Source organism: Nitrosomonas europaea (assembly GCF_900167395.1).
In the GTDB taxonomy this organism is placed as follows: Bacteria; Pseudomonadota; Gammaproteobacteria; order Burkholderiales; family Nitrosomonadaceae; genus Nitrosomonas; species Nitrosomonas europaea.
On the sequence record NZ_FUWK01000003.1, the window covers coordinates 16,412 to 37,425 of the forward strand.

Sequence of the window (21,014 nt, forward strand, 5' to 3'; positions counted from 1 at the left end):
CCCGGGCTTAATTTACCGGAAGAACATCGTGATCAGAATATTCTTCCGGTAAATTGATGTTTCTCAGAAATACTGTCAGTTGGAGAGGCGTTGTAATGTGATGGGCGCCAATCTTTCTCCAGAGAGTGTTGCGTTTTGTGCGCCAGTATCAATTTTGAAGGTGATCGGTTTTCCACTGTACTCCGACAAGCCCGCGCAGCCGGCCGTATTGTAGGTAAAGCTGGATAATTTGAGTGTGCCGCTGGCTGCATCAAATGCATAAGTGGCCAGCTCGACTCCGGGTTTTGCGCACGCAGCCGGCGTGGATTGTGTAGCACTGCCGACCGGGTCAACCAGCATGTAGCGGTTATCGGGGAAAAACAGGAAGACAGGCGATTTGATCGAATCCTTGTCCATTGTCCAGGCACCAACGATACTCTGGGAGTTATCCATTTTATGGTAACGAATTTCCTGCACCGTAGTTTCGGCTACTTCATCATCAGAACTGAGCTCAATCGGTTTCGAGATATGGAACAATTCACCGAACAGACTTGCCTGTTCTCTTTCGCGTTGCACAATGACGATATCGGAGATGATCAGCTCATTTCCGTTGGTATAAACACGCCAGTTGGGGCGAGGATGAGACAGTCCTGACTGAAGATCGGTATCAACTTCGGGTGTGCTGACGAGTTTGAAGCCTCGTTCATCGTATTCGGTCGCTTTGGCTGTTCCGTACTCGACACCGGCGGTAAATACCAGTTTGCTGCCGCACGCACGGTTTGCGTCACATGAATCGTCCGGTGTGGCAATCCCATGCAGATATTCTCCGCTGCCATCGGTTGAAAAGCGGAAAAAGTTTAAACTGGTGTCATCCTGGTTCACCCAGAGATGGCCGCCCAGCAGGTTGACTGCCTGCGACAGAAAATGTGCATTGGCCTCATCCGCTGTTTTAATGCTGCCAGCTATGCCAGCGGCTTCCCGTGCAGTAGCGAGTGCAGGAGAAGAGGGAAAGGTGCCGGGATCTGCTTTCAGATCAAGTGAAGCATCCAGGGCATCAGCCGCAGTTTTGGGTATGGAAATACCGTTTGCGAGGTTGTTGTCAGCATCGAGTGATTGGAACAGAACCAGCAGATTGAGCAGTTTATTCCGGTCACCCGCAGCCAGTTCGATCGGCGTGGTGAGCCCTGTTCCGGGAATCTTGCCGAGATTCAGTTTGCCGATATGAAATTCGATACTGTCACCATGATTGAACTTGTAAAGTCCGGTTACATCAGTCACACCTGATGCACCTGATGAGGCAGAGTAGGACACCCCCTCTACTGCCGAATCGGCCAGTATCCCGGTAGCGGGCCCTTGTGCCTGTGCAACCGGTTTTTTATTCGATGTGGCTTCCTGCTGGCTGTCACAAGCTGTCAGAGTTAATGCGAACAGGCTTGTGATGAGCAGTTGAATGGTTGTTTGCTTGTTATCTGTTTTCATTTCATTGAAGTGGTGCGAGTTAGATCATTTGTGACATGACAATCCGCTCGTTGGTGGCATATTACAATTGTAATCCTGTAATAGAAGAGGATAATGCGCCACTTTAACGGTTTTTGCAGATTGTGAACCTGATATCAGCGCCTGATTATAGTCGATGAGTAAAGTAGTGTGGTTTAAATCTTGAAGTGGCAGGTTCGCAGTCCGTTTGGCATCATCATACCCGCGGCAGGGGCATCTACGGGCGAGGGATGTTCTTTTGCCATTGCGGTTTGATTTTGTGGAAAAAGATCATATTCACTGCTAAGGTATTCTGTCGCGACAAAATTTAATTCTTTCCCGGTTGGTTCTGATATTTATTCCTGACTGAGAGGTGGTACTGAAAATATATGTCCAGCTTTGTACAAACTCCTGATACTGCTGTTGCACAACCGCAACTTTCTGTTGACTGGTACTTAGATCCGCGGATCTTCGAGCTGGAAAAACAGCTGTTGTTTGACCAGGGGCCCGGGTATGTCGGGCACGAATTGATGGTGCCGGAGATGGGTGATTACTATGTGCCGGCCACACAAAACAATGCCAGAATCCTGGTTCGTAACGAGAATGGTATCGAACTGCTGTCGAATATTTGTCGCCATCGTCAGGCAACCATTCTGGAGGGACGGGGCAGTTCCAGAAATATAGTGTGCCCGATTCACCGCTGGACTTATGCAATGGATGGCAAATTGCTGGGAGCACCACATTTCAGTAAGAATCCTTGCCTGAATCTGGGTAAAACGATTTTGCAGCGTTGGAACGGGATGATTTTTGCCGGCAAGCGTGACATTAACCGGGATCTTGCAGGGATGGGCTCACGTAACGAGCTGGATTTCTCAGGGTATGTACTGGATCGTGTTCAGATAGACCACTATCAGTGCAACTGGAAAACCTTCATCGAGGTTTATCTGGAAGATTACCATGTCGATCCCTTTCATCCGGGGTTGGGCCATTTTGTGAATACCAGACAGCTTGAATGGGAATTCGGTGATTGGTACAGCGTGCAGACCGTTGGTGTGAATCCTGATTTCAGTCACGCCGGTTCCGAGGTTTACCAGAAATGGCACGCACAGGTGTTGCAACAGAATAATCAGCAGATTCCCCGTCATGGTGCGATCTGGCTGCTTTATTATCCTAATGTCATGCTTGAATGGTATCCGAATACACTCGTTGTCAGCACGCTGCTGCCAACCGGAATAGAGCAGTGCATGAATATCGTCGAATTTTATTATCCGGAAGAAATCGCCCTGTTTGAACGCGAGTTTGTGGAAAGAGAGCAAGCTGCCTACCGGGAGACAGCCAGAGAAGATGATGAAATCTGCAGGCGAATTACGGCAGGCCGGCGCGCGCTGTATGAGCAGGGGGTGAACGAAACAGGTCCATATCAGCAACCGATGGAAGCAGGAATGGAGCATTTCCACCGCTTCCTCCGCCGTGAAATCGAGTCTCATCTGTACTGAGCCGGAGTTTTGCAACCAGAATGGCCTCATTATGGATGCTGGTGGCAGGCTTTATGTTCGCCTGTATGGGAGTGCTGGTCAAACTTGCTGCCGCATTCTTTTCCAATACCGAACTGGTATTTTACCGTTCGCTGGTGGGGGTGATTACAACTTTTCTGGTCATGCGTGCTTATGGCATGCCCCTCGTGACGGAACACTGGAAGAGCCATTGCTGGCGTGGATTATCCGGATTGGGTGGAGTGTTGCTGTTTTTTTACTGTATTTTGCAGTTGCCACTGGCGACCGCGATTTCGTTGAATAACACCTGGCCCCTTTTTCTGGCATTTCTGGCCATGATATTACTGAAAGAGGAATTCAGCTGGTTGCTGGCGGGGGCGTTGGTAGTGGGTTTCATTGGAGTCATCTTCCTGCTCAGACCCACTCTGGCGGAAGGTCAATGGTATCTGGCGCTGATCGGTATTGGCTCCGGCCTGTTTGCAGGCATTGCGCACTTCCATGTCAGGCAGTTGAGTGAGCTGGGTGAATCCGACTGGCTCACCGTGTTTTACTTTACACTGGTATGTACGGTTGCCACCGGTTTATGGCTGACATTTACCGCGTTCAGCGCGGTCAGTCTGCAAAGTCTGACACTGGCGCTGGGTATCGGAGTCACGGCAACTCTGGCGCAGCTGGCTATTTCCCGTGCGCACCGGGGGAGCAATATTCTCATTGTCGGAGTACTTTCCTATAGTTCAGTGCTGTTCGCAGGATTGATGGATCTGTTCTTCTGGGATGCACGCCTGCCTGTTTCTGCCTGGGTGGGAATGGGACTGATCATACTGGGGGGATTGCTGAGTATCCGGGGAATACCGGTGCGCAATTCGAGCATCGTTACGCTGGATGACTGATATTCTGTGAAATGGGGTGCCGGAATATCGGGTGACGCCAGCACTGTTGTTTGTCTATGATTAACATTCATCACTTGGAGCTTATGATCGATGATCAATATTGAAGAAACCGGCAATCTTATTGTGGTCGCTGTTATCGGGGAATTTACCCTGGATGATTTCAGACAATTTGAAGATCAGGTGCTCTACCAGTTTCACTTCAACGGGGAAGCCAATTTACTGCTGGATTTGCGTGACATGGTGTCCTATTCGGTGGATGTCGCATGGAAGGAAATCAGGTTCATGCGTGAGCATGGCAGTAAAATCAATCGAGTGGCAGTGGTGACTGACAGCCAGTGGCAGGTGTGGAGTGCATGGGTTTCCAATTTGTTTACCGATGCGGATGTCGTCGTGTTTTCTGATTATGATGAGGCATATGGCTGGGCCAGGATCTAATCGGATAGAGATGTAGTATTCGGTTAGATAGGTGGAGAGTGGTTGATATGGATGATTTTGTGCTGGCAAGGGTGCTGCATGTACTGGGAGTCGTGCTGTGGATAGGCGGTGTCGCGATGGTGACAAGTACGCTGTTGCCGGTAATCGCAAGAATGCCGCCGGTTTTTGACCGGATGGATATTTTTCACCGTATTGAGAAACGTTTTGCACGTCAGGCACGGTTCACCACGCTGCTGGTCGGGTTGACCGGCTTTTATATGATCCATGTTCTCGATGCCTGGCATCGCTTTACTGAGATTCGCTTCTGGTGGATGCACGCCATGGTGCTGGTGTGGGGCATATTCACTCTGTTTTTGTTCGTGCTAGAACCGCGTGTGATGCATAAAAAAGTCAGCGAAAATGCGCAACAGGATCCTGAAGCTACGCTAGCCAGAATGCAGAGAATGCACTGGCTGCTACTGAGTCTCAGCCTGATTACCGCTGCTGGTGCCGTTGCGGGAAGTCACGGCTGGTCATTTTTCTGAGAATGATGATCGACTATCTGATACTGAAACATCTGCACGTGACGTGCGTAGCCATCAGCTACACGTTATTCGTACTACGCGGAATATGGATGCTAAATGCTTCCTCCCGTTTACGGCAACGCTGGGTAAAGATTGCTCCGCATATCAATGACACGGTTTTGTTGCTAAGCGCTGTTGCACTGGCGGTTTTGACTCATAGAAACCCGCTCGTCGAAACCTGGCTGGCCGCTAAAATCATCGGTCTGCTGCTCTATATCATGCTTGGCCTCGTTGCTTTCAGACTGGGTAAGATACGCCGGGCAAAAGTGATGGCTTGGATATTGGCACAGATTGTATTTGCCTATATCGTATCGGTTGCCCTGACAAAAAATCCTCTTTTGTTCTGATATCGGGCTGGCAGTAACTGACAATACTGCAATCGTTGCGTGTTCGTGAATCCCCGGGCTGCTGCCATGGATTCAATCAGGTCTTTTCAGCCTGATTTCAGCTTATCCGGAAATTTTTGAATTGCCAGGGATCGGAAGTATCCAGATCTTCCTCGAATAACGCCTGCCTGCCCTGAAGAGGTGTCCAGTCACTATATCGACCGGTCACTTCTCCCAGATAAGGTGTGGCAACCTGCAGTACCCGTTCAAATGACATTTCATCCGGTTCGACGATTCCTGATGCCGGGTTTTCGATTGCCCAGACCGTTCCACCCAGTATTCCTGCTGCTACCTGCAGGCTGGTGGCATTGTTGTAAGGGGCAAGATCACGAGCTTGCTCGATCGATAGCATCGAACCATACCAGTAGATTCCCCGGGCGTGTCCCATCAATGCTACCCCGAGTGCATCAGTGCCCTGTTCGATGTCATGCATCAGCAGGCGTACATTATTCTGCAGCCTGAAATTGCTTCCGCTGAATTCATTGATCGACAGCATGGTGGCATCGGTGGGGTGGTAGGCGTAGTAAACGGTAGGGCGATAGTGAGCATCGTTCCCATTTTTAAGGGTAAAGTAATTCGCGATCGAAATAGATTCCGAGTGAGTGATCAGAAAGCCCTGATAAGTGCCGGTCAATGGTGTCCAGCCAAGAACCTGTGTGCGCATACCGGGGCGTTGCAGATAAATGGCGGCATCACAGCCGAAACGGTGGTGCCGGGCGTCTGCCGGTTCATATTTTTCGTGGCTTCCCCAACCCAGCTCGGCCGGTTGCTGTCCTTCTCCGATGAAACCGTCGATTGACCAGGTATTCACAAACTCGTTGATGTGCTTGAACGGTCTGGCGATCTGGGTATCTCTTTCGGCGCATTGCATGATTTTTATATCCAGTTTTTGTGCAAGCTGACCCCACTCGTCTTGTGTTCGGGGAACGGTGGTAATGCCTTCAATGTCGTGCGCAATATTCAGCAAAGCCCGCTTGACCCAATGAGAAATCAGACCAGGGTTGGCGCCATGGCAAAGTACTGCCGTCGTGCCGCCACCGAGTTTCTGGCGGAGTGCCAGTGCCTGTTCCCGAAAACCATAATTCGAGCGTTCTGAAGGAGAAATATGAATATTGGTATAACCGCCCGGCCATGGCTCTATACAGGCATCGAGATAGAGTATTTCCCGTTCATGGCAGTATTCGATCAGCGCAAGGCTTGAGACATTGACGGACAGATTGAGCAGAAAATCACCATGTTCTACTATCGAGTTCAGGATTTCTCTGTAATTCCCGGGAGTAAGCGGGCAGACTTTGAAAGAAATCTGCTCCTTTTCCGCTTGTGCTCTTCCTGTATCGTCACCGGTAATGATTAGAATGCGTTCGCGCGGGAGGTCAAAATGCCTGAGTAATAACGGGAGGAAACCTTGTCCGACACTTCCAAAACCTATCAAAATGAATTTGCCTGCAGGTGCTGCGAATTTTTCATACCTGTCCATCGATCAGATATTTTCCTCCCTGGTGATTTTGTTGCTGATACTGATTTATAATGATTGAAAAGCTCAGGATAGGCGGGCGTGGAGATAAAAAGCCGCTGCCAGAGGGTGAAAGGAGCAGATTGTATATATTAGTGATTTCAGGGGCAAATCAGGATGGATTATTTCTACGAATCGGAACACACCAAATTTATGCGGGAATTGTTTGCAAAACGACCCGAACTTATCGAAAAACAAAAAGAAGCGCGTGCAATCTGGTGGGATAAAGATGTGGATCGTGAAGCTTTGAAATGCTTCGAGGAAGCCGAAGTGCCACAGAGAAGCTACGTATATTTTTCGTGGCCAGATCAAGAACAAGAAACAGAAAAATAGTTGCCTGCTTCCTGTGTTTTTCCGCGGCAGTACGTTCAAATGGCGGTTGGAAGGTAGTATAATTGCGGCGGCCTGTTTTCTTACGGGTATTACAGTGTCCGTTGTTGTTTATCGGGCCGGAGTATTGATCGATCCGGAGCATGATTTTATCTGATGGTTTGAGATCGCTCACTCCGGTTCACTGTATCTGACGGTAATGTTTCAGATCAGTAACAAGATATCCAGAGTCTTACATATTTACCCTGCCGTTTCTTAAACTTCTTTGATGGAACGAGAAATAGAGCGTCAGCAGGTTCTCCCAGGCGCCCATAGCTCAGTGGATAGAGTACTGCCCTCCGAAGGCAGGGGTCACACGTTCGAATCGTGTTGGGCGCGCCACTTGAACTGTTTGAGGGCAGTCGAGGTGTGCACCTCAATGGACAGAAAAGCAACTGACTCCCATAACCTTACCCGCATCCGAGTATGAGATATCCTGAACCTTTCTGCCCGCCGTTCAAGGGATAGAAAGAGCGAGTGCCTTATTCTTGTAGCGCTTGTCTTCGGTTACTTCTTCCCCGAACCACGGCGGTGGTATGAATGCCTGTGCGGCATCTTCTGAAAGGAACTCCACCTCAACCAGCATCAGGGGTGACAGATGTCCGGCAAAGACATCGAGTTCGAAGAGCTGTCCATCGGGCAGCTTTCCACTGTACCGGGTTTTCTCTACACGCCGCCCCTCTGTGGCAGGCCACAGCATTTCGAACTGAGTCACATCGATCTGAATTTCATACTCCTGTCGGGATAATCCACCCTCGGATTTCAGCGTCATGAAATATTCTGTGCCTTGCTGACGCAAGCGCAGCTCGATTGAATCTGTGGGGGTGGTCAGATAGCCCTGACGGAGCGGAACAGCGTGCAATTCGCCGTCAGGGAAAGTTGCCACGAGAAATTTGCGTTCGATCTCGGTCACGGTACTATCCGCTCAAGAAGTTCATCAAACAGTGCCTGATACGCCTTACCTGCCGGACTGTCCGGTGCGGTCGCGAGAACAGGGGCCCGTACCACTCCCATCCGCTCGATTTCGGAGGCGAAGGGGATCTTTGCGGCCATGATTCGTTTGGGATAATTATGTGTCAGTTCAACGATCATCTCCCCATGCAAGGTTTTGGTTCCCTGGATCATCGAGAAAAAGGCATGAATCTTTTCCATCGGCAGATCGTGTTCGCGGAAGAATTCCAGTAACTGTTCGAAAGTACGTTGCGAAAGTGTCGTGGGAATCACTGGTGTCACGACCGCATCTGCCGCGCGGAAGATATTTTCCGACAGAATAGAGATGTTGGGAGGACAGTCGAGCAGCACGATATCGTAATCACCTTTTACCGCCTTCAGAGCCTTTTTCAGACGTGAACGTGCATCTTTCATCTTCGACAGAAAGACATCGAAATCGCGAAAGCTCATGTTCGCGGGCAGAATATCGAGATTGTCGTAATCGCTGCCGCGTATCGACTTGGTAAAATGTTCGACATCCTCGAAAAAACGTGCTTCTGTCAATTTTTTCGATGGTTTTACGCGAAAGTAAAACCCTGACGCACCTTGTGGATCAAGATCGCATAGCAGCGTCCTCCGGCCAGATGTTGCGAAGGCATAGGCAAGATTGACAGCGGTGGCAGTTTTCCCGACTCCGCCTTTGTTGGAATAACAGGCAACGATCTGCATCAGAACTCCTTTCTACTTTGGAACAGTGTGCGGAAAGACCGCTGCATGCGGTCGCTGCTGAAACGTACAAAGGCATTCGTGATTTTTTCACGCTCGGCGGATTGACGCTGGTACAGAATGGTAATCAGCGAACCAATGCTCTGAGTGATTTCAAGCTGATGCTGTTCGTCATTGAGGTCATCGACAAATGCCTGAAGGTTGATCTGTTGAACCACGCAGTCGTTGAACAGGCCCAGTGAATCCTGAAGTCGTTTCAATGATTTCAGCAAGCTGTCAAATGGTTCTTGTGGGAAAACAGCACTGAAGAATTCCATCGGATAGCGTAGTTTCTTGCATTCGATGCGCAACTGATGGATTTCCTGGTCTGGAGTAGCGACATTTATAGTTGCGGCGAGGCGGCAGATCTTGCGATAGCGTTTCCAGATCAGTTCACAGGCGAAATCGTAGGAGGTGCGACTGGAATTAGGTCCCGGTTTCAGTTTACGCTTCTTCGAGAACAGTTTCGTGAGCGCCTTTATCTCTTTTTTGTAGCGACCGATCTTGAGATGGATCGCCAGGCGGGCCTGTTCGTCCGTACGCCTGCTGCGCATTAGCGAAAACATTGCATCCAGCCCGCTATGCATCGTGTGGGGCACGAGAGAGTAGAAAGATTCCTGCTCCAGCAGATAGACATCAAGATCACGAAGCGGCCCCGTAGGAGTCATTAGTGCGGAAAAGCGTATTTTGAGTTGGTGAGCCTGGTCAATGTCATAGACGCCCTTGAACAGGCTCAGTATCGAGCGGATCTTGCGCAGGGCGATACGGTAGTCATGCAGGAACTCAGTATCGAGATCATGGATGATGCCGTATTCATTCATCCGGACGATGGAGAGATAGCTGTCGATCAGATTGGTCGCCGTATCGAAGGCAGTTTCCTCTTGATGGATCTCGATTGTCGGCTTGGCGACGTAATCGACACAAGCGTGGTCGATCATCCGATAAAGGTTACCCGCGGTCAATGGTGTCCCGCCACTGGTGCGTATGTGCGCTGTCAGATCGTCCAGCGCTTGATCGTAGCCACGTAGCCCCTGTGGCGTAATCAGTACGACTGCTTTGCCACTGATTGGCATGAGTTCCCGCAGCCCGGCTCGTGTGTGGGTTTTGCCCTCATTGTCGATCAGCGAGAGTTTTCCATTTCTCATTGTGCCCGACGCTACGGTGAGCAGCGCCCGGAGTGGTGACAGGCCCGTCAGCGCTTCCTTTACCGGCCCTTCCTGAAATCCCGTGACAAATCGGGTATCCGGTCTGGCGTGCTGGCTCAGAATTATCCCTTCCGTTGTCAACAGTTCCACCTGCTCATCAATCACGAATAACAGCCTTTGCGATTTTCGCAGGCTTTGCTCAAAGCAATCGAGGATCGCAAAACTGTATTCGTTCTCGTCCCAGTCCAGTATCGGCACCAATCCCTGAATGTCGCTACCTGCCAAATTACTCAGTTGCTCGACCGACATATAGTAATTCGCGGACTTTGAATTCATTCCTTTGGCTCGCTTGAACGATCCAAATCGTTTTCGATGAGTATTTCAATAATTTTTTGCATGCTTGTTTCTTCTATGATCACGATCATCCTGATCTCCACCATGGCTGGGATCCAATCATCCGATCCTGTGACGCCATGACGTCACATTATGATATGTGTGTGACAGATATATGACGAGTGGACGATACAAACTGGTTCATTTTTCGATGCTTTTTTGATGCTGCCAATTGAAATCAATATCATTGGCGTAAATGCCGGTCTCCTCCATGATGAGGAGGTACCGGGGGAGAACTCATGATTTGAATTTTCTACAGTAGCAAAGAAGAGAATGCCGGCAAGCTATCTGGCAGATAATTTGCCGGCGGATGGTTTTCCGTGAAGGATTTTGACTTTCAATGGAACGAATATGCCAGCGTAGCAACACTACACAATCTTGAAGATCTGGCAGCAGAACCCAAGAAGAGTGGTTCCAGCAAATTATTTCGGCCTGTTCTCGATTCTAGTATACCAGCCCTGATAGACTTCATCTGGCCACAGGGATTTGATCCAGACCAGAATGTCATCGACTTCCTGATCTGCCAGTATCCCTGCCCAGCCGGGCATACGCCCTTCCCCCGGAGGACCACCGTTCAGAATGAAGTTTTTCAGCTCCTCCGTGGAATGGTGCCAGGCATGTGCTGTTCCATCCAATGGCGGGGGCGGGTATCTGCCATTCTCCAGAGGCTTGCGCCAGTCTGGAGTACCTTCCGCATTTTGCCCATGGCATGCTGCACAATTTTTCCGGAAAAGAGCCTGTCCGCGTGCAACCTGTTCGGGGTCAAAATTGCGCGTGACCTGTTCCGGAGATAAGTCTCTGCCCAGAATCTGATCGAGTGTCAGTGTATTACCAGTCTGCCCGGTATCGCGTTGTTCCGAGCAGGCGACAATGAGAAACAGGGATACGAGCAGTAGAACTCTTGCAGGCATCACGTTATTTGAGCCTTAACACTGAGTCGGTTGTGCTGTTTTCGGATGTTTTCTCTGCTGCCCCGGATTTTCCCGGGCCATATCGGTTATAAATTTCGGTTGCACTGCGCTTATCTCCAGGTTTCCTGATCAGCAATACGTTATAGGAATCGACACGTCCGGTTTCCATACCGGGAGAACCATGTGGCATGCCGGGCGCTGATAATCCGACTGCACGGGGGCGTTCTTTCAGAAGTTGCTTGATGTCATCCGCAGGGACATGTCCTTCTATGGCGTAGCCATTGACCAAAGCGGTGTGGCATGATCCGAGCTCGGGGAGGATGCCGGCTTCTGCCCTGGCTTCATCGTTACCAATGTCGTGGATGTTGACGGTAAACCCGTTGTCGCGCATGTGATCGACCCATTTGGCGCAACAGCCGCAAGTCGGACTTTTGTACACTTCCATGGTTGCTGCAGCTGCCATGCTGGCAGCTCCTGTTAATGCAGCCGTCAGTAAGGAACGGGTAAGGAATCTGTTAAATTGTATTTTCATTTGCTCTCCACAATAATTTTGCCTCGCATTCCTTTGAAATGACCAGGGACCGGACAAGCGAAGTCAATAGTCCCTGCTTGAGTGAAATGCCATATCAACTCTTTTTCTTCGCCAGGCTCGAGTATTATTTGATTAGGTTCAGTGTGTGCGCCATGGTCGTGCTGGCGCATCATTTTTTCATGCTCTCTGAGATGTTGCATGGTATCTATCATCATTTCATGTTTCTTTTTTCCCGTATTTTTGACGATGAATCGGATGGTTTCGCCTTGTTTGATATTGATTTCAGAAGGTGAGAAGCGGTATTCGTATGCTTCAAGTCTGATTGTACGTGTGACGTTTTCCTGAACACCTGGTTCACCGATTGCTGCATGGCTGTGGTTTGCTGTAGCATAAGCGCCAACAGATCCCAGACAAGAAAGCATGAGGAATACGATCAAAGTTTTTTTCATATGTTCCTCCATTGTGAGCAGAAGATCGGAATTACTGGTTGTTGTTTTATTTGACCATTAATACTACACGAACATTTCTCTGCATTCTGATCCCGTTCATTTCCATTTATTTTTCATTTGCATTCTCCGCTAGGTATACCCGGAATCCATATGGTTACAGAAACACTTTCCAGAAAGGCTGATTATAACGCCAACAAGTTGCGTAAGCGGTTGCGGCGCCTCGTTGGAACTGCTATTGCCGATTTCAACATGATCGAGAAAGGTGATCGGGTCATGGTGTGCCTGTCCGGTGGTAAGGACAGCTACGCATTGCTGGATATTCTGCGCAATCTACAGGCACATGCACCATTGGATTTTGAGTTGATTGCTGTCAACCTGGATCAGAAGCAACCAGGTTTTCCTGAACATGTATTGCCGGGCTATCTGTCAGAAATAAATATGCCCTTTCGTATCGTGGAACAGGATACTTACAGCGTTGTAAAGCGGGTGATTGCGGAAGGGAAAACAACCTGTAGCTTGTGTTCTCGTCTGCGCAGAGGTGTGCTTTACCGGGTGGCGACCGAGCTGGGCGCCACCAAGATTGCGCTGGGGCACCATCGGGACGATATTCTGGAGACCTTTTTTCTGAACATGTTTTACGGAGGTAAGCTGAAAGCAATGCCTCCCAAACTGGTGAGCGATGATGGATGCCATGTGGTGATCCGGCCGCTGGCGTATTGTAAGGAAAAGGATTTGGCGGCTTATGCCTGGCATGCACAATTTCCTATCATTCCCTGTAATTTGTGTGGTTCGCAGCCGAACCTGCAGCGACAGGTGATCAAGGAAATGATGCAGCAATGGGATAAAAAATATCCCGGCCGGCTTGAAACGATGTTTACTGCTTTACAGAATATTCAACTTTCACATTTGGCGGATACCAGCCGGTATGATTTTGTCGGACTCAAACCTCACGGTATTGCGATTGAAGAAGGTGATAAAGCGTTTGATGAAGAGCCCCTTTCCGTTATTCCGGTCGATATGGATCATGACGATGATTCCACATTCGAACCGGAGAATGAGCATGATGGCGGGGCTGTCCAAGGCGGGGTGATATAAGAATTATCGATCGCTCCTGATCGACATTGTTTTTTATTCAATGCCAGCTTCGTGCGCCTGCTGATCAGCATGGTAACTCGAACGCACCATCGGACCGCAAGCAGCATGGCTGAATCCCAGATTTGTAGCGATGCGCTCGAAGGTTTTGAAATCTTCGGGTGAAACGTAACGCATGACGGGGTGGTGTCCTTTGCTGGGCTGCAGATATTGGCCAACAGTCAGCATATCAACCTGATGTGCGCGTAAATCGCGCATGACCTCGATGATTTCTTCATCGGTTTCTCCCAGTCCAAGCATCAGACCGGACTTGGTCGGGATATGAGGGAAAGCTGCCTTGAAATCCTTGAGCAGCTGTAATGAATGCATGTAATCTGCGCCCGGCCGGCATTGCTTATACAGGCGTGGTACGGTCTCCAGATTATGGTTCATCACGTCAGGCGGGCAGGCAGACAGTTTTTCCAGCGCCACTTCCAGTCTGCCGCGAAAATCGGGGACGAGAATCTCGATCCGTGTTTGTGGAGACTGGGTACGAATTGCGCGGATACAGTCTGCAAAGTGTTGCGCACCGCCATCTCTGAGGTCATCACGGTCCACGCTGGTAATGACGACATAATTGAGCTTCAGTACCGCAATGGAATTGGCCAGGTGCATCGGCTCATCAGGATCGGGCGCATGAGGCCGGCCGTGTGCCACATCACAAAACGGGCAGCGTCTGGTGCACAGATCACCGAGTATCATGAATGTTGCTGTGCCACGACCGAAGCATTCCCCGATATTCGGGCAGGAGGCTTCCTCACAAACGGTATGTAATCTGTTTTCACGCAGCAGACGTTTTACTTCCAGATATTTCTGACTGTTGGATGAACGTACACGAATCCAGGAAGGCTTGCGCAATAACTGTCCGGATTGTTCCAGATCGATTTTGACCGGGTTGCGTGCCGTTTTGGCGGCACCTCGTTGATGGGTGTCAGCGGCCATGAGTAATGGTTATCCTTTGTTAAACATCGGTTAGTTGATTAATGAAACTCTGTGCCAGTTTGGTGGCGAGCATCTCTTTGCAATCTGCTATGCCAAGGTCTTTTGCCTGCGTAACACGCAAACCACGATAGCCGCAGGGGTTGATCGCGGTGAAGGGCGTAAGATCCATATCGGCATTGAAGGCTATGCCGTGATAGCAGGCTCCGCGTCTGATTTTCAGCCCCAAAGAGGCAATTTTGGCACCGTCGACGTAAACACCCGGCGCATTTTCATCGCCTTGTGCAACGACATCATATTCGCTCAGCAAGTCTATCACGGCACCTTCCATTTTTCTGACCAGTTGTCTGATGTTCAGTCGCCAGCGATGCAAGTCCAGTAACAGGTAGAGAATGATCTGTCCCGGGCCGTGATAAGTGATTTGTCCGCCCCGGTCGGTTTTGATGACCGGGATCTGATTCGGGAAAAGCAGGTGTTCAGGTTTTCCGGCAATTCCCTGGGTGTAAACGGGCGGATGTTCCAGCAGCCAGATCTCATCCGGGGTTTCACAGGTGCGCTGGGCCGTAAAATTTTTCATGGCCTGCCAGGCAGTGAGGTACTCAGTGGTCCCCATATTTTTTACGGTAACGGTGAACATATTGCCTGTTGCCCGGTTTATGATTCAGCCCGTGAAAAATCATTCAGAGCTGAGCGTTTATCTTCTTGCAGATCAATTTCATTGCAGCAATGAGCATGAAGATTATTGGTATTGAATTGCTTAGGAACCTCTGAAAAACTGCCTGCGTTGCTATTTCTGCGTTAAAAATCGGCTTAAAATGCTCATTTATACGTATAAACTCCGCTTTTTCGCCGATTTTGCCTTGAACTGACTACCTCGTCGACGTTTTTCAGAGGTTCCTTAGAGCAGCATGGTTACCATTGGATGATCATGCAGTGCCTGATAGAGAGAATCCAGTTGTGTGCGTGAAGTTGCCTGAATTGTGCAGGTCAGGCTCAGATAAGCACCATTTCTGCTGGAACGAACTTCAAGGGTGGTGTCATCAAAATCAGGTGCATAGGTTTTGACGATACTCAGAACAGACTGAGTGAATCCCTGTTGTGACTTTCCCATGATTTTTATCGGAAAATCGCAAGGATATTCAATGAGTGATTCTTCTGTCATGGGATTGTATTACTGGCGTGGAGCATGCCCGCGCATGACTTCCAGCTTATATGCCTGATAGAGCCGATCCAGTTGCTGAAATACTGGCCCTGGGGTGCCATTACCGATCGGTTGTCCATCCAGCTGTGTGATCGGGAGAATTTCTTTGGTGGAAGAAGTCAGCATGATTTCCCGTGCAGTACGTAACTCAAGCTCTGATATTTCTCTTGTCGCATGTGGAACACCATGTGTTTCAGCCAGTTCCAGTACTACATCATAAGTAATGCCAGGCAATATACGGTGATCTTTGGGGGGGGTCAGCAGCAGGTCGTCTTTTACGATGAAAATATTGCTGGCGGCCCCTTCGGTCAACAGACCATCGCGTAACAGGATCGTTTCCATGGCTTGTGCGTCCACGGCAAGCTGGCGCAATAAGATATTTGGCAACAGTGAAATGGCTTTGATATCACAGCGCCCCCAGCGATTATCCCTGGCGGTAATCGCTGAAACTCCGGAAACGAGCAATTTTGCAGGTGGAGCCGGAAGCGGGTTGCTCATGATGAAGACAGTGGGCGTTACTTCGCGAGGAAAGGCATGGTCACGTTTTGCCACCCCGCGTGTAATGTGCAGGTAAAGGTACTGATCATCACCTTCATTCAGCTCGATGATGCGTTCGATCAGACCAGCCCATTGTTCTTCAGTGTGCGGATTCTGGAGACGTATGCCATCCAGACTGTGCTGCAGCCGGGAAAGATGTTCGCCCAGCCGGAACGGTTTACGTGAATAAACCGGTATGACTTCATAGACACCATCACCGAAGATGAAGCCTCTATCCAGCACTGGAACGGTAGCCTGTTCCATCGGCAGAAATTTGCCATTGAGGTAAATCATGTCTGTTTTTATTGTCTGCGTGGTTAGTTGAACAGCATTTTAAGGTTATCCCAGGAACGCCCGAGGAAACTGGCAGTATCGACGGTCTCCAGTGCAACCAGTGGGTAGGTGGCTATTTCCTGTCCATCCAGGATGAACTTTACCATTCCCACTTCCCGGCCACGATCGATCGGGGCAATGAGCGGCTGACGGTATTCCATCCGGGCCTTCAATCCCTCGACTTTGCCTTTGGGGAGCGAGAAATAGATATCCCGGTCAAATCCGACCTTGAGTTTATTCTGTGCGCCTTTCCAGATTTGAACATTGGCCACGGGCTGATCTTTCTTATAGGGGTGAGCGGTATCGAAAAACTGGAATCCGTAATTCAGCAGGCGCTGGCTTTCGATACTGCGGGCATTGGGAGAAGCGGTGCCCATTACCACAGAGATGAGACGCCGCTGATCACGTTTTGCTGAAGTTACCAGGCAGTACCCGGCAGCTTCCGTCCACCCCGTTTTCATGCCATCGACATTGGGATCCGTCCACAGGAGACGATTGCGGTTTTGCTGGGTAATGCCATTGTAAGTATATTCACGCAAGGAATAGAGCGGATAGCGTTCTGGAAAATCTCTGATAATGGCTGCAGCCAGTAGAGCCAGATCATGTGCAGTGCTGTAATGATCAGAATGAGTCAGACCGGTTGAGTTCGTGAAATGGGTGTTGTGCATGCCCAGGCGTTTTGCTTCCTCGTTCATCATGTGCACAAACAGATCTTCTGAACCGGCAATTAGTTCTGCCAGTGCAACGCAGGCATCATTTCCCGACTGCACGATAACACCATGGATCAATTCATCGACAGTGACCTGTTTATTGGGCTCGATAAACATGCGTGAACCCACCATGCGCCACGATCGGTTGGAAACAGGAACGACCTGGTCTATCTTGATCCGTTCCTGTTGCAAAGCGGAGAAGACGACATAAGCCGTCATCAGCTTAGTGAGTGAAGCCGGATCCAATCGTTCATGCGGGTTGGAACTGGCGAGTGTCTGGCTGCTATGAAAATCGATCAGAATGAAAGATTTGGCTGCAACTGCCAGTTCCGGCTGCTGTGACCATGCCGGAGAAATTGTCGCCAATAAAAACAGAGAGAAAATGAACTGTTTCATGAGAATCTGCAAAAGTTTGATTATAACTCGCGTCATGGATTTCTTGAATCGAACAGTATTATCCTGTGTTTACCGGTGGCAGTGTAAAGAAGGTGAGTCGAGTTGCTGTAACTGCGAAACATAGCGGTTGTTGTTTCCCGGTCCCTTCTATCCTGAATTTGACTTTATCTACAGGGTGACTCATAATTCGAGGTTATCTTGTACCCAAAAACAAAGGAAAATCAGTGAAGACCTTTTCTGCCAAACCACATGAAGTAAGGCATGAGTGGTTTGTGGTTGATGCAACCGACAAAGTTCTGGGCAGACTGGCTGCAGCAATTGCCCATCGCTTGCGAGGTAAACATAAGCCTATTTATACACCGCATGTCGACACGGGTGATTATATCGTGGTCATTAACGCCGACAAGCTCAGAGTGACCGGTAACAAGGCTGAAGATAAGAAATATTATCGCCACAGTGGCTACCCTGGGGGTATTTACGAGACCACTTTCAAGAAAATGCATGAGCGTTTTCCCACCAGGCCGCTTGAAAAAGCTGTAAAAGGTATGTTGCCCAAGGGTCCGCTTGGTTATGCCATGATAAAAAAACTGAAAATCTATGCTGGAGATACTCATCCTCATGCGGCTCAGCAACCGCAACCACTGGAAATTAACGCTTAATCTGATAAATCATGGCTATTCAATATAATTACGGAACCGGTCGCAGAAAAAGTGCAGTTGCACGGGTTTTTATCAAACCGGGCACAGGTGTCATCACAGTAAATCATAAACCTGCTGATGAATATTTTTCCCGTGAAACAGGGCGGATGATTATCCGCCAGCCTCTGGAACTGACTGGAAATACCTCTAATCTGGATATCATGGTCAATATTCACGGGGGGGGTGAGTCAGGGCAGGCCGGAGCAGTCAGACATGGTATCACCCGTGCGCTGATCGGTTATGATGAGACACTGAAACCGATTCTGAGCAAAGCTGGTTTTGTGACAAGAGATGCGCGTGAAGTAGAGCGGAAAAAGGTTGGTTTACGTAAAGCGAGGCGTCGCAAGCAGTTTTCCAAACGTTGATCGCCATTATTTTCAGAATATGCTGGAAAGCCGCCATTTCATGGGCGGCTTTTTTGTATCGGGTTTTGTATGTGGCACGCAGTAACGGGTATCTGCTATTCCTTGGTGGATAATTAACTTTCTGGTCGTTATTTCTCAGAGATGATCAATGCTGGCATTGTAGGTGGAACAGGTTATACAGGCGTCGAGCTGTTACGTATTCTCGTACAGCATCCGAAAGTCAAACTTAAAGTCATTACATCCCGACAGGAAGCAGGTACGGGAGTGGATGAACTTTTTTCCAGTTTACGCGGGCAGATTGCGCTCAAGTTCAGTGATCCGGCGAAAGTGGATTTCAGCAAGTGTGATGTCGTTTTTTTTGCAACTCCCAATGGGATTGCCATGCAGCAGGCAAAAGCTTTACTCGATTCAGGAATAAAAGTGATTGACCTGGCTGCTGATTTTCGTATCAAGGATGTTGCTGAGTGGGAAAAATGGTATGGCATGACGCATGCCGCTCCTGAGCTGGTAGCCGAAGCCGTTTACGGTTTGCCTGAAGTCAACCGGGAAAAAATCCGGGATGCACGATTGATTGCCAACCCCGGTTGCTATCCAACCGCAGTGCAGTTGGGTTTTATTCCGCTGATCGAAGCGGGGGCAGTAGATGCGGATCATCTGATTGCAGATACCAAATCAGGTGTTTCCGGAGCAGGTCGCAAAGCCGAAATACATACCTTATATGCGGAAGCATCAGATAACTTCAAATCTTATGCTGTGCCAGGACATCGCCATTTGCCCGAAATCAGGCAGGGACTGTCCGAGAGATCGAATGGGCCGATCGGATTGACCTTCGTGCCTCACCTGACTCCGATGATCCGGGGGATTCATGCCACACTCTACGCAAGGCTGACCAGAGATGTCGATTTGCAAACCCTGTATGAAAACCGTTATGCCAATGAGCCCTTTGTCGATGTGCTTCCTGCCGGCAGCCATCCGGAAACCCGCTCGGTACGTGGTTCAAATTTTTGCCGGATTGCAGTTCATCGTCCGGGGAATGGTGATACCGCAGTGATACTCTCGGTTACCGATAATTTGGTTAAAGGTGCTGCCGGCCAGGCCGTTCAGAACATGAATATTATGTATGGATTACCGGAAACGACCGGTATCCGGCATGTTCCGCTGCTGCCTTAGTCAGTGTACTGATAAGTGAAGTAGCTGAAGAAATATCGTGTTGCGAATAGTGCAAGCGTAAGCCTTTCAGAAATTTCCAGGAGCCGAGGGAGAAAATTGCTGCATAACAGACAAAGCATCAGCGCACCTAAGCTGGTTGTGCGCCCTCATGTTCCCTGGTACCGGCGTTTGCTGATGTCATTTGTCGGGTTGTTGCTGATAGCCCTGTTGGCCTATGGAATGTATGTCATCGGGCAAAGTACAGCTCAGCCGGCCGGTAACATTACGGTTACGGCTGATCCCGTGCTCGAGCAAATCCTTGAATCGAACAGCTGCCTGGAAAAATACGATACTGCGCTTTGTTCGCAGCTTGCGGAGCTTGTCAGACAGTTGCAGATCGGTAATGCTACTCGTGCGGACCTGGTAAAGCAGGTCAAATCCCTGGATGAGGAAAATGAGCGGCTGAGGGAGGATTTAACCTTGTTCCAGCAGATGATTTCCGGAAATGAGGAATCCTCCAATGTGGAACTTATCATTCACCGTTTTTCATTGGAAGCGGGCCAACTCCCAGGTGAGTATCTGTATACATTGTTGCTTGCTCAGGGAGGCCAGCGTTTAAAAGAATTCAGTGGCAAGCTCGAATTTGTGGTTGGGTTGCTTCAAAATGGTGAGGAGAAGTTCATCTCACTCGTGGATGAGAATGCTTCCAAAGAGTTTCCTATCAATTTTCGCTTTTATCACAGGTTGGAGAAAAGTTTCCAGATACCGGCAGATACGGTAGTGAAGAGTCTGCAGGTTTTTATTTATGAGAACGGCTCGAGTAAGGCAGTATTAACGAAGACGATCCAGTTACCTTTAAAGGAATCGGAGCATGTTCGGAAGAAAACATAAAATAGTCAGTGATATCAATACATTGATTGGGGAAGGCACCGTAATTACTGGCGATATTCATTTTTCTGGCGGGCTGCGTGTGGATGGTCGTATTTGTGGCAGCATCGTGTCGGCAAATGGTAAACAACATTCCTTGTTGGTGCTCAGTGAGCAGGGGATGGTCGAAGGAAAAATCAAAGTGCCGTATATCGTCATCAATGGCACAGTGAGAGGGCCGATTCATTGCGATGAAAGCCTCGAACTGCAGCCCGCAGCGAAAATTAGCGGGGATATTTTCTATAAAACCATCAAAATTCATCAGGGAGCGGTTATTGAGGGGAAAATGGTCTGTACCGAGACTTCTCAACCGGAGCTGATCACATACGTTGCTTCCGCCGAGGAATCCAAAGGGCAACAGGAGAGTACGGAGTAGTTTTATTTTCAGAGCCGGATTCC

The 21,014-nt window shown here is 49.3% G+C and carries 25 protein-coding genes and 1 tRNA gene; 13 read left to right on the forward strand and 13 right to left on the reverse strand.

The window, feature by feature from the left end:
- Positions 1-75: 75 nt before the first annotated feature.
- Positions 76-1,458, reverse strand: coding sequence for a hypothetical protein (locus tag B5D58_RS01760; RefSeq protein ID WP_011112072.1), 1,383 nt, complete (start codon positions 1,456-1,458; stop codon positions 76-78).
- A gap of 386 nt (positions 1,459-1,844) precedes the next feature.
- Between B5D58_RS01760 and B5D58_RS01765 the strand changes: the two genes are divergently transcribed.
- From B5D58_RS01765 to B5D58_RS01785, 5 genes are all read left to right on the forward strand, one after another.
- On the forward strand, positions 1,845-2,951 hold the full coding sequence (locus tag B5D58_RS01765) for an aromatic ring-hydroxylating oxygenase subunit alpha (RefSeq protein ID WP_011112071.1): 1,107 nt from the start codon (positions 1,845-1,847) through the stop codon (positions 2,949-2,951).
- Positions 2,952-2,971: 20 nt separating this feature from the next.
- Positions 2,972-3,838: a DMT family transporter gene (locus tag B5D58_RS01770; protein WP_041356773.1), complete on the forward strand. Its 867-nt coding sequence runs from the start codon at positions 2,972-2,974 to the stop codon at positions 3,836-3,838.
- A gap of 90 nt (positions 3,839-3,928) precedes the next feature.
- A complete protein-coding gene (locus B5D58_RS01775) occupies positions 3,929-4,273 on the forward strand; it encodes a SpoIIAA family protein (RefSeq protein ID WP_011112069.1) in 345 nt (114 codons plus the stop codon).
- Between the two features lie 47 nt (positions 4,274-4,320).
- On the forward strand, positions 4,321-4,797 hold the full coding sequence (locus B5D58_RS01780; RefSeq protein ID WP_011112068.1) for a hypothetical protein: 477 nt from the start codon (positions 4,321-4,323) through the stop codon (positions 4,795-4,797).
- Positions 4,798-4,799: 2 nt separating this feature from the next.
- Positions 4,800-5,183 carry a SirB2 family protein gene (locus B5D58_RS01785; RefSeq protein WP_011112067.1) on the forward strand — a complete coding sequence of 128 codons (384 nt, stop codon included), beginning with the start codon at positions 4,800-4,802 and terminating at the stop codon, positions 5,181-5,183.
- Positions 5,184-5,280: 97 nt separating this feature from the next.
- Here the strand turns inward: B5D58_RS01785 and B5D58_RS01790 are convergent, their stop codons facing one another.
- The gene (locus B5D58_RS01790; protein WP_011112066.1) at positions 5,281-6,699 is read right to left on the reverse strand and encodes a homospermidine synthase; all 1,419 of its coding nucleotides are present in this window, start codon (positions 6,697-6,699) and stop codon (positions 5,281-5,283) included.
- 153 nt (positions 6,700-6,852) lie between these two features.
- Between B5D58_RS01790 and B5D58_RS01795 the strand changes: the two genes are divergently transcribed.
- Both B5D58_RS01795 and B5D58_RS01800 read left to right on the forward strand, forming a co-directional pair.
- Positions 6,853-7,068 (forward strand): DUF3460 family protein, encoded by a 216-nt coding sequence (locus tag B5D58_RS01795; protein WP_011112065.1) that lies wholly within the window; start codon positions 6,853-6,855, stop codon positions 7,066-7,068.
- 302 nt (positions 7,069-7,370) lie between these two features.
- Positions 7,371-7,446: transfer RNA gene (locus B5D58_RS01800), tRNA-Arg, on the forward strand.
- 115 nt (positions 7,447-7,561) lie between these two features.
- Here the strand turns inward: B5D58_RS01800 and B5D58_RS01805 are convergent.
- The 6 genes from B5D58_RS01805 to B5D58_RS01830 form a co-directional block, all read right to left on the reverse strand.
- A complete protein-coding gene (locus B5D58_RS01805; protein WP_011112064.1) occupies positions 7,562-8,017 on the reverse strand; it encodes a CYTH domain-containing protein in 456 nt (151 codons plus the stop codon).
- On the reverse strand, positions 8,014-8,763 hold the full coding sequence (locus B5D58_RS01810; protein ID WP_011112063.1) for a ParA family protein: 750 nt from the start codon (positions 8,761-8,763) through the stop codon (positions 8,014-8,016). The genes B5D58_RS01805 and B5D58_RS01810 overlap by 4 nt, the downstream gene beginning before the upstream one ends.
- Positions 8,763-10,280 carry a CHAD domain-containing protein gene (locus B5D58_RS01815; protein WP_011112062.1) on the reverse strand — a complete coding sequence of 506 codons (1,518 nt, stop codon included), beginning with the start codon at positions 10,278-10,280 and terminating at the stop codon, positions 8,763-8,765. The genes B5D58_RS01810 and B5D58_RS01815 overlap by 1 nt, the downstream gene beginning before the upstream one ends.
- 479 nt (positions 10,281-10,759) lie before the next feature.
- On the reverse strand, positions 10,760-11,248 hold the full coding sequence (locus tag B5D58_RS01820) for a c-type cytochrome (RefSeq protein WP_143023663.1): 489 nt from the start codon (positions 11,246-11,248) through the stop codon (positions 10,760-10,762).
- A gap of 4 nt (positions 11,249-11,252) precedes the next feature.
- Entirely contained in the window at positions 11,253-11,780 is a 528-nt protein-coding gene (locus B5D58_RS01825; RefSeq protein ID WP_011112060.1) for a DUF411 domain-containing protein, read from the reverse strand.
- Positions 11,777-12,229 (reverse strand): cupredoxin domain-containing protein, encoded by a 453-nt coding sequence (locus B5D58_RS01830; RefSeq protein WP_041356772.1) that lies wholly within the window; start codon positions 12,227-12,229, stop codon positions 11,777-11,779. The genes B5D58_RS01825 and B5D58_RS01830 overlap by 4 nt, the downstream gene beginning before the upstream one ends.
- A 150-nt stretch (positions 12,230-12,379) precedes the next feature.
- On the opposite strand from B5D58_RS01830, the gene ttcA reads away from it, so the two are divergent.
- Positions 12,380-13,324 carry a tRNA 2-thiocytidine(32) synthetase TtcA gene (gene ttcA / locus B5D58_RS01835; RefSeq protein ID WP_011112058.1) on the forward strand — a complete coding sequence of 315 codons (945 nt, stop codon included), beginning with the start codon at positions 12,380-12,382 and terminating at the stop codon, positions 13,322-13,324.
- A gap of 33 nt (positions 13,325-13,357) precedes the next feature.
- On the opposite strand, the gene lipA is transcribed toward ttcA, so the two are convergent.
- The 5 genes from lipA to B5D58_RS01860 form a co-directional block, all read right to left on the reverse strand.
- Positions 13,358-14,302, reverse strand: a complete 945-nt coding sequence (gene lipA, locus B5D58_RS01840; RefSeq protein ID WP_011112057.1) for a lipoyl synthase — start codon at positions 14,300-14,302, stop codon at positions 13,358-13,360.
- Positions 14,303-14,321: 19 nt separating this feature from the next.
- Complete coding sequence (gene lipB, locus B5D58_RS01845; RefSeq protein ID WP_011112056.1) at positions 14,322-14,936, reverse strand: lipoyl(octanoyl) transferase LipB; 615 nt, start codon at positions 14,934-14,936, stop codon at positions 14,322-14,324.
- Positions 14,937-15,197: 261 nt separating this feature from the next.
- On the reverse strand, positions 15,198-15,461 hold the full coding sequence (locus B5D58_RS01850; RefSeq protein WP_011112055.1) for an HP0495 family protein: 264 nt from the start codon (positions 15,459-15,461) through the stop codon (positions 15,198-15,200).
- A 9-nt stretch (positions 15,462-15,470) separates the two neighbouring features.
- Positions 15,471-16,331, reverse strand: coding sequence for a D-amino acid aminotransferase (locus B5D58_RS01855; RefSeq protein ID WP_011112054.1), 861 nt, complete (start codon positions 16,329-16,331; stop codon positions 15,471-15,473).
- Positions 16,332-16,354: 23 nt separating this feature from the next.
- Positions 16,355-17,476: a D-alanyl-D-alanine carboxypeptidase family protein gene (locus tag B5D58_RS01860; RefSeq protein ID WP_041357184.1), complete on the reverse strand. Its 1,122-nt coding sequence runs from the start codon at positions 17,474-17,476 to the stop codon at positions 16,355-16,357.
- Positions 17,477-17,700: 224 nt separating this feature from the next.
- On the opposite strand from B5D58_RS01860, the gene rplM reads away from it, so the two are divergent.
- The 5 genes from rplM to B5D58_RS01885 all read left to right on the forward strand — a co-directional run bounded on the left by rplM (position 17,701) and on the right by B5D58_RS01885 (position 20,991).
- Positions 17,701-18,135 carry a 50S ribosomal protein L13 gene (gene rplM / locus B5D58_RS01865; protein WP_011112052.1) on the forward strand — a complete coding sequence of 145 codons (435 nt, stop codon included), beginning with the start codon at positions 17,701-17,703 and terminating at the stop codon, positions 18,133-18,135.
- A gap of 11 nt (positions 18,136-18,146) precedes the next feature.
- Positions 18,147-18,539: a 30S ribosomal protein S9 gene (gene rpsI, locus B5D58_RS01870; RefSeq protein WP_011112051.1), complete on the forward strand. Its 393-nt coding sequence runs from the start codon at positions 18,147-18,149 to the stop codon at positions 18,537-18,539.
- 141 nt (positions 18,540-18,680) lie between these two features.
- Complete coding sequence (gene argC / locus B5D58_RS01875; RefSeq protein WP_011112050.1) at positions 18,681-19,709, forward strand: N-acetyl-gamma-glutamyl-phosphate reductase; 1,029 nt, start codon at positions 18,681-18,683, stop codon at positions 19,707-19,709.
- A gap of 96 nt (positions 19,710-19,805) precedes the next feature.
- Complete coding sequence (locus B5D58_RS01880; protein WP_011112049.1) at positions 19,806-20,579, forward strand: DUF6776 family protein; 774 nt, start codon at positions 19,806-19,808, stop codon at positions 20,577-20,579.
- Positions 20,560-20,991 carry a bactofilin family protein gene (locus B5D58_RS01885; RefSeq protein ID WP_011112048.1) on the forward strand — a complete coding sequence of 144 codons (432 nt, stop codon included), beginning with the start codon at positions 20,560-20,562 and terminating at the stop codon, positions 20,989-20,991. The genes B5D58_RS01880 and B5D58_RS01885 overlap by 20 nt, the downstream gene beginning before the upstream one ends.
- Positions 20,992-21,014: the final 23 nt, after the last annotated feature.

Coding starts and splice junctions, on each gene's coding strand:
- B5D58_RS01850 (WP_011112055.1), bottom strand. CDS start 15,461: ATGACAGAAGAATCACTCATTGAATATCCTTGCGATTTTCCGATAAAA.
- B5D58_RS01780 (WP_011112068.1), top strand. CDS start 4,321: ATGGATGATTTTGTGCTGGCAAGGGTGCTGCATGTACTGGGAGTCGTG.
- B5D58_RS01860 (WP_041357184.1), bottom strand. CDS start 17,476: ATGAAACAGTTCATTTTCTCTCTGTTTTTATTGGCGACAATTTCTCCG.
- B5D58_RS01785 (WP_011112067.1), top strand. CDS start 4,800: ATGATGATCGACTATCTGATACTGAAACATCTGCACGTGACGTGCGTA.
- B5D58_RS01790 (WP_011112066.1), bottom strand. CDS start 6,699: ATGGACAGGTATGAAAAATTCGCAGCACCTGCAGGCAAATTCATTTTG.
- B5D58_RS01855 (WP_011112054.1), bottom strand. CDS start 16,331: ATGATTTACCTCAATGGCAAATTTCTGCCGATGGAACAGGCTACCGTT.
- B5D58_RS01775 (WP_011112069.1), top strand. CDS start 3,929: ATGATCAATATTGAAGAAACCGGCAATCTTATTGTGGTCGCTGTTATC.
- B5D58_RS01760 (WP_011112072.1), bottom strand. CDS start 1,458: ATGAAAACAGATAACAAGCAAACAACCATTCAACTGCTCATCACAAGC.
- rpsI (WP_011112051.1), top strand. CDS start 18,147: ATGGCTATTCAATATAATTACGGAACCGGTCGCAGAAAAAGTGCAGTT.
- B5D58_RS01770 (WP_041356773.1), top strand. CDS start 2,972: ATGGCCTCATTATGGATGCTGGTGGCAGGCTTTATGTTCGCCTGTATG.
- B5D58_RS01830 (WP_041356772.1), bottom strand. CDS start 12,229: ATGAAAAAAACTTTGATCGTATTCCTCATGCTTTCTTGTCTGGGATCT.
- lipB (WP_011112056.1), bottom strand. CDS start 14,936: ATGTTCACCGTTACCGTAAAAAATATGGGGACCACTGAGTACCTCACT.
- B5D58_RS01885 (WP_011112048.1), top strand. CDS start 20,560: ATGTTCGGAAGAAAACATAAAATAGTCAGTGATATCAATACATTGATT.
- argC (WP_011112050.1), top strand. CDS start 18,681: ATGATCAATGCTGGCATTGTAGGTGGAACAGGTTATACAGGCGTCGAG.
- B5D58_RS01820 (WP_143023663.1), bottom strand. CDS start 11,248: ATGCCTGCAAGAGTTCTACTGCTCGTATCCCTGTTTCTCATTGTCGCC.
- ttcA (WP_011112058.1), top strand. CDS start 12,380: ATGGTTACAGAAACACTTTCCAGAAAGGCTGATTATAACGCCAACAAG.
- B5D58_RS01815 (WP_011112062.1), bottom strand. CDS start 10,280: ATGAATTCAAAGTCCGCGAATTACTATATGTCGGTCGAGCAACTGAGT.
- B5D58_RS01795 (WP_011112065.1), top strand. CDS start 6,853: ATGGATTATTTCTACGAATCGGAACACACCAAATTTATGCGGGAATTG.
- lipA (WP_011112057.1), bottom strand. CDS start 14,302: ATGGCCGCTGACACCCATCAACGAGGTGCCGCCAAAACGGCACGCAAC.
- B5D58_RS01825 (WP_011112060.1), bottom strand. CDS start 11,780: ATGAAAATACAATTTAACAGATTCCTTACCCGTTCCTTACTGACGGCT.
- B5D58_RS01810 (WP_011112063.1), bottom strand. CDS start 8,763: ATGCAGATCGTTGCCTGTTATTCCAACAAAGGCGGAGTCGGGAAAACT.
- B5D58_RS01765 (WP_011112071.1), top strand. CDS start 1,845: ATGTCCAGCTTTGTACAAACTCCTGATACTGCTGTTGCACAACCGCAA.